6 protein-coding genes are annotated in these 5,995 nt (G+C 68.8%); all 6 read left to right on the forward strand.

What is annotated here, in order from left to right:
• Positions 1 to 398 (forward strand): methyl-accepting chemotaxis protein (locus tag MKP15_RS16865; RefSeq protein WP_240213496.1); only part of this gene is annotated, 398 nt, incomplete at its 5' end.
• 130 nt (positions 399 to 528) lie between these two features.
• On the forward strand, positions 529 to 1,302 hold the full coding sequence (locus tag MKP15_RS16870; protein ID WP_240213497.1) for a flagellar brake protein: 774 nt from the start codon (positions 529 to 531) through the stop codon (positions 1,300 to 1,302).
• 84 nt (positions 1,303 to 1,386) lie between these two features.
• A complete protein-coding gene (locus tag MKP15_RS16875) occupies positions 1,387 to 1,878 on the forward strand; it encodes a chemotaxis protein CheW (protein ID WP_104938874.1) in 492 nt (163 codons plus the stop codon).
• A 114-nt stretch (positions 1,879 to 1,992) separates the two neighbouring features.
• Positions 1,993 to 2,373, forward strand: a complete 381-nt coding sequence (locus MKP15_RS16880; RefSeq protein ID WP_202626555.1) for a hypothetical protein — start codon at positions 1,993 to 1,995, stop codon at positions 2,371 to 2,373.
• A gap of 85 nt (positions 2,374 to 2,458) precedes the next feature.
• Complete coding sequence (locus MKP15_RS16885) at positions 2,459 to 4,855, forward strand: methyl-accepting chemotaxis protein (RefSeq protein WP_240213498.1); 2,397 nt, start codon at positions 2,459 to 2,461, stop codon at positions 4,853 to 4,855.
• Between the two features lie 179 nt (positions 4,856 to 5,034).
• A partial coding sequence (locus MKP15_RS16890; protein WP_240213499.1) for a cache domain-containing protein occupies positions 5,035 to 5,995 on the forward strand: 961 nt, incomplete at its 3' end.

Consider the following 5,995-nt stretch of genomic DNA (forward strand, 5'->3'; position numbering starts at 1 on the left):
CCGAAGGCTCGGCGCTGGTCCACCAGGCCGGCAGCACCATGGGCGAGATCGTGACCTCGGTGCAGCGGGTGACCGACATCATGGCCGAGATCTCCGCCGCCTCGCAGGAACAGAGCGCCGGCATCGAGCAGGTCAACCAGACCGTCACCCAGATGGACGAGACCACCCAGCAGAACGCCGCGCTGGTGGAGGAAGCCACCGCCGCCGCGCGCGCCATGGAGGAACAGGCCAACGACCTGGCCACGGCAGTGTCGATGTTCCGCACCACGACCCGCCATGCCCCCGCGCGCCCGGCACTCACGATCGTGACGCCAGCCAGGCCGCAGGCGCCAACGCGCGCGCCATCGCGGCCACTGCCCGCACCGCCGGCGGATGGCGGCAGCTGGCAGGAATTCTGAGCCACCGGCCGGGCGATGGCGCCGGACCGCGCCCCCGGCGCTAAAGAGCCGGGCGATGGAGCCGATACACGGAGGTACCCTGCCGGTATGCTGTTGCCTCCAGGCCTCCGCCCTCCCTGTTCCAGAGATCATGTCAGAGCGCGAACCGACGGAATCCGCCCCTTCCTCCTTCGACGGCAGCCTGTATGCCGACGAGAAGTACATGGTTCGCAATCCGCGCCAGATCCGCCTGCTGCTGCAGGCGATGATCGACCAGCGTGCCACGGTCGCGGTCCATCCCGATGGCCGCGAACAGTCCTATCCCAGCGCGGTGCTGGACGTGGACGAGGACACCCTGCTGCTGGACGGCAGCCCGCTGCCGGCGGTCAACCGCAGCGTCGGCGAAGCCTCGCACCTGCTGTGCTTCGCGCAGGTGGACCGGGTCATGGTGCGCTTCCGCCTGGAACACCCGGAAGTGCTGGTGGAGGACGGGCGCACGGCGTTCCGCCTCGCCTTCCCGGAAGAGGCCTATCACCTGCAGCGCCGCGAGCTGTACCGGCTGGAAACCCCGGTCGGCGATTCGCCCTGGTGCGTGTTCCCCGATCCGCAGGGCGCCGAGCCGCTGCGCTGGCGCGTGGTCGACATCAGCGCCGGCGGCATCGCCGTGCTGCTGCCGCCGGACCTGAACCTGCTGCGGCTGCAGCAGCGGGTGGCCGGCTGCGAACTGCAGCTGCCCGACTCGGCGCCGATCGCGGTCACCCTGGTGGTCTGCAGCCAGCTGGTGCGCAAGCAGGCCAACGGCATGGAGCAGCAACGCGTGGGCCTGCGCTTCGAGGACCTGCCGCGCGGCGCCGACGCCGCCATCCAGCGCTACATCTTCCGGGTCGACCGCGAGCGCAAGGCGCGCAAGAACGGCGGCGCATAGCGGGCACCTAAAGTTCCGGCGGCCATGGCCGATACACGGGTGACGCCCCTCCGTACCCGCATCCCGCCAGGATCAGGACCCCAGATGAACGACACCAGCGCCCACGCCGCCACCTCCGGCGGCGAGTACCTCAGCTTCACGCTCGGCAACGAGCACTATGGGGTGGACATCCTCAAAGTGCAGGAAATCCGCGGTTACGACGCGGTCACCCGCGTGCCGGACGCACCGGACTACATCAAGGGCGTGATCAACCTGCGCGGCACCATCGTGCCGGTGATCGACCTGCGCCTGAAGCTGCGCCTGGACGAGGCCCGCTACGACGCCTTCACCGTGATGATCGTGCTCAACGTCGAGGACCGCGTGGTCGGCATCGTCGTGGACAGCGTCTCCGACGTGATCCCGCTGAGCGCCGAGCAGATCCGCCCGAAGCCCGAATTCGGCGCCGCGGTAGACACCCGCTTCATCTCCGGCATCGGCACCCAGGACGAGCGCATGCTGATCCTGCTGGACATCGAGACCCTGCTCGATACCGCCGACCTGGGGCAGGCCGCCACCACCGAAGAAGCCGCCGCCTGACAAAGCGTGGCAGCCATCACAGTTCCTGGCATGCCCTATCAATCATTGCCCGCGCCGGCCGATACCGAGCGCATGGCCGGCCGTTTGCCGGTGCAACCCAATCCGGAGAAAAAGATGTCCAAGCCCTTCATTTCGCTGATGTCCGCGGCCCTGCTGGCAAGCGTCTCCCTGGTCGCCGCCGCCGACGAGATGATCCCGCCGGAGAACGCCCCGCGCTTCGCCGGCAAGGACGGCATGGTCTGCGGCAAGGTCGAAAAGGCCCGCTACGCCGAAGGTTCCGAAGGCCAGCCGACGTTCCTGCACATGGGCGGTTCGTTCCCGCGCCACACCTTCTCGGCCCGCATCCCGGGCTCGGCCCGCGGCAACTTCGGTTTTGACCTGATGACGCTCGAGGGCAAGACCGTGTGCGCGATCGGCAAGATCCAGCGCGACGCCTCGCGCGCCGAGATCGAAGTCACCTCGCCGTCGAGCCTGAAGCTGGCCAACATCAAGTAATCCATCCCGTCGACGCCGCGCTGGCCCGGCCGGCGCGGGCCCCGGCGCGCCCGTGCCGGGGAACGCAGCAGGAGACCGTGCACCCATGCAGTGGATCAAGAACCTCAACCTGATGCCGAAGCTGATGCTCACCTTCGGCATCGTCCTGCTCGTGATGCTGATCCAGGGCATCGTGGCGTACCGCGGCCTGCACTCGCTGGACGGCGTCACCACCGAGATCGCGGACAAGCGCATGGCCGGCCTGCGCACCGGCGGCGAACTGGCCGGCATGGTCAGCGAATACCGCAACGCCTCCTACCAGAGCCTGATCCGCGCCAGCAGCGACGTGAAGGCCGAGGCCAAGACCCGTGCCACCGAACTGCGCACGCACATCGACGAATCCATCGAGAAGTATTCCAAGCTGGTGGACAACCCGCAGCAGCGCAAGCTGCTGGATACCTTCGTCGCCGACTGGGAGGCCGCCAAGAAGTCCTATGACTCGGTGACCGAGCTGCTGGAGCTGGACCTGCCCGACGACGCCATCGACACCTTCGTCGGCGAGACCCGTGACCTGCACCGCAAGGCGTACGCTTCGCTGGACGCGCTGTCCTCGGACGAAAATGCGCGCGCCCTGGCCGCCAGCGACCGTGCCGCCGAGACCTATTCGGCCTCCGTCATCGTCACCGTGATCGCGGTGCTGGTCGGCATCGGCGCCGGCCTGCTGCTGGCCTGGCTGTTCGCCCGCTCGCTGGTCGGCTCGATGCGCGGCGCGGTGGACGTGGCCAACGAGATCGCCAGCGGCAAGCTCGACGGCACCATCGACACCCGCCGTGCCGATGAAGTCGGCGAACTGCTGCGCGCCATGCAGCGCATGCAGCGCGACCTGCGCGAGCGCATCGAACGCGACCAGGCCGTGGCCGCCGAGAACCTGCGCATCCGCACCGCCCTGGACTATTCCTCCACCGGCGTGTACCTGACCGACAACGACCTGCAGATCGTCTACGCCAACCGGGCGCTGGCGCATACGCTGGAGCGCTACGCCGACGACGTCCGGACCACGCTGGACCACTACGATGCCTCGCGCCCGCTGGTGGGCCAGCACGTCACCGCGCTGGAATTCCGTGGCGAGATGGACCATGGCGTGCTCGACGCGCTGCAGCGCAACGGCGTGGCCTCGCGCGAAATGCGCTATGGCGACGCCCAGTTCGCGCAGACCATCTCGGCCATCCGCGACGATGCCGGCAGCGTGGTCGGCCATGTCGTCGAATGGCGCGACCGCACCACCGAAGCGATGGTGGAGCGCGAAGTGGCACGGGTGATCGATGCCGCCGCCGCGGGTGACCTCAGCGGCCGCATCGACACCGCCGGCAAGGACGGTTTCTTCCTGGAACTGGCGCGCCAGCTCAACAGCCTGCTCGACGCCAACGCCAGCAGCCTGGCGCAGATCTCCGACCTGCTGTCGGCGCTGTCGCAGGGCGACCTGACCGTGCGCATGCAGGGCGAGTTCCAGGGCGTGTTCGCCAGGATGCGCGACGACGCCAACGCCACCACCGAACAGCTGACCGCCATCGTCGGCCGCATCAAGCAGTCCACCGCCGCGATCAACGCCGCGGCCGGCGAGATCGCGTCGGGCAACAACGACCTCTCCCGCCGCACCGAGCAGCAGGCCGCCAACCTGGAGGAAACCGCCGCCTCGATGGAGGAACTGACCTCCACCGTGCGCCAGAACGCCGAGCACGCGCGCCAGGCCAACCAGCTCGCCCAGGGCGCGGCCGGCGTCGCCTCGCAGGGCGGCCAAGTGGTCGGCCAGGTGGTCACCACCATGGCCGACATCGAGGCCTCCTCGAAGAAGATCGCCGACATCATCAGCGTGATCGACGGCATCGCCTTCCAGACCAACATCCTGGCGCTCAACGCCGCGGTGGAAGCGGCGCGGGCCGGCGAACAGGGCCGCGGCTTCGCCGTGGTCGCCTCGGAAGTGCGCACCCTGGCGCAGCGTTCGGCCGGTGCCGCCAAGGAGATCAAGGAGCTGATCCAGGACTCGGTGGGCAAGGTCGGCGAAGGCTCGCAGCTGGTGCGTCGCGCCGGCAGCACCATGGGCGAGATCGTCAGCTCGGTGCAGCGGGTGACCGACATCATGGCCGAGATCTCGGCCGCCTCGCAGGAACAGAGCGCGGGCATCGAGCAGGTCAACCAGACCGTCACCCAGATGGACGAGACCACCCAGCAGAACGCCGCGCTGGTGGAGGAAGCCACCGCCGCCGCCCGTTCGATGGAAGAACAGGCCGCGCACCTGGCCGAGGCCGTGGCCCTGTTCCGGCTCGACGCGCAGGATGCACCGGCCGCAACCGCAAGGCTGGCACCGGCGGTGGTCGCCAACCCAGCACCGTCGGCACCGGCACCGGTACCTGCAGCGGCAGCCAACACGCCGCAACCCAGGCCACGCGCCGCGGCCCGCGTGGCCGTCGCCGAGGCCGTTGATTCGGACTGGCAGGAATTCTGATCCACCCCCCCAGAACCCCGGCGCATGCCGGGGTTCTGCTGTCGGCCCGCGGCCCGGATGGCCGCCCCGCCGGCGTTGCCACGGCTCAACTTGCGCGGGGCCTGGCCGATATCCAGCAATGAAGCCCCGCCGCCGCACGCCCCGTCGCGGCCGCCCTCCCCCTACATTCCCTATCGCGCATGAACATTCTCCGCATCTGGTCGAGCTTCATCTCCAACATCACCGTACGCGCCAAGCTCAATCTGCTCACCGCCATCATCGCGGTCGGCGTGATCACGCTGGCGGTGGTCGCGGCGCGCATGCAGTACGTGGATCTCTACGAAACCCGCAAGGTGTCGCTGCAGAGCGACGTGGAACTGGCCTATGGCGTGCTGGACCACTACGCGGCGCGCGCCAAGGACGGCACCCTGCCGCTGGAACGCGCCCAGGCCGAGGCGATGGCCGCGCTGGAAGCCATGCGCGCCAAGGGCGACTCCAGTTACTTCAACATCTACAGCGCCGACTACGTGGTGCTGATGCACCCGTTCCGCAAGGACCTGGTCGGCAAGGACATGGAGGACTTCCGCAGCGAGGATGGCGTGCGCATGTACCACGACCAGGTCGAGGCAGCCAAAAGCGGCGGCGGCTACGTCGGCTACGCCTGGCCCAAGCCCGGCCAGACCAAGCCGGTGCCCAAGCTCGCCTATGCCGGCATGTACAAGCCCTGGAACTGGGTGGTCTCCACCGGCGTCTACATGGACGACGTGCAGTCCCAGGCGCTGCGCTTCACCGGCATCATGACCGTCGCCGGCGGCGTGCTGGTGCTGCTGGTGTTCGCGCTGAGCTGGGTGATCGGCAGCCGCATCGTGCTGCCGCTGCGCAAGGCCACGGCCGTTGCCGACGCCATCGCCGGCGGACGCCTGGACAACGCCATCGCGCAGACCTCGCGCGACGAACCCGGCCAGCTGCTGGGCAGCATGCAGCGCATGCAGGCGCAGTTGCAGGCGGTGATCGCCGCGCAGCGCGAGATGGAGCGCCAGCACGACGCCGGCATCATCAGCTACCGCATGGACCAGGCCGCGTTCCCCGGCGACTACGGGGTGATGGTCGCCGGCACCAACCAGCTGGTCGGCAACCACATCGGGGTCAAGATGCAGGTGA

It is taken from the genome of Stenotrophomonas sp. Y6 (genome assembly GCF_022436665.1).
Lineage (GTDB): Bacteria > Pseudomonadota > Gammaproteobacteria > Xanthomonadales > Xanthomonadaceae > Stenotrophomonas > Stenotrophomonas acidaminiphila_A.

Bases quoted from the DNA above. Each gene is read 5' to 3' on its own strand.
- MKP15_RS16870 (WP_240213497.1), top strand. From the start codon at position 529: ATGTCAGAGCGCGAACCGACGGAATCCGCCCCTTCCTCCTTCGACGGC.
- MKP15_RS16875 (WP_104938874.1), top strand. From the start codon at position 1,387: ATGAACGACACCAGCGCCCACGCCGCCACCTCCGGCGGCGAGTACCTC.
- MKP15_RS16880 (WP_202626555.1), top strand. From the start codon at position 1,993: ATGTCCAAGCCCTTCATTTCGCTGATGTCCGCGGCCCTGCTGGCAAGC.
- MKP15_RS16885 (WP_240213498.1), top strand. From the start codon at position 2,459: ATGCAGTGGATCAAGAACCTCAACCTGATGCCGAAGCTGATGCTCACC.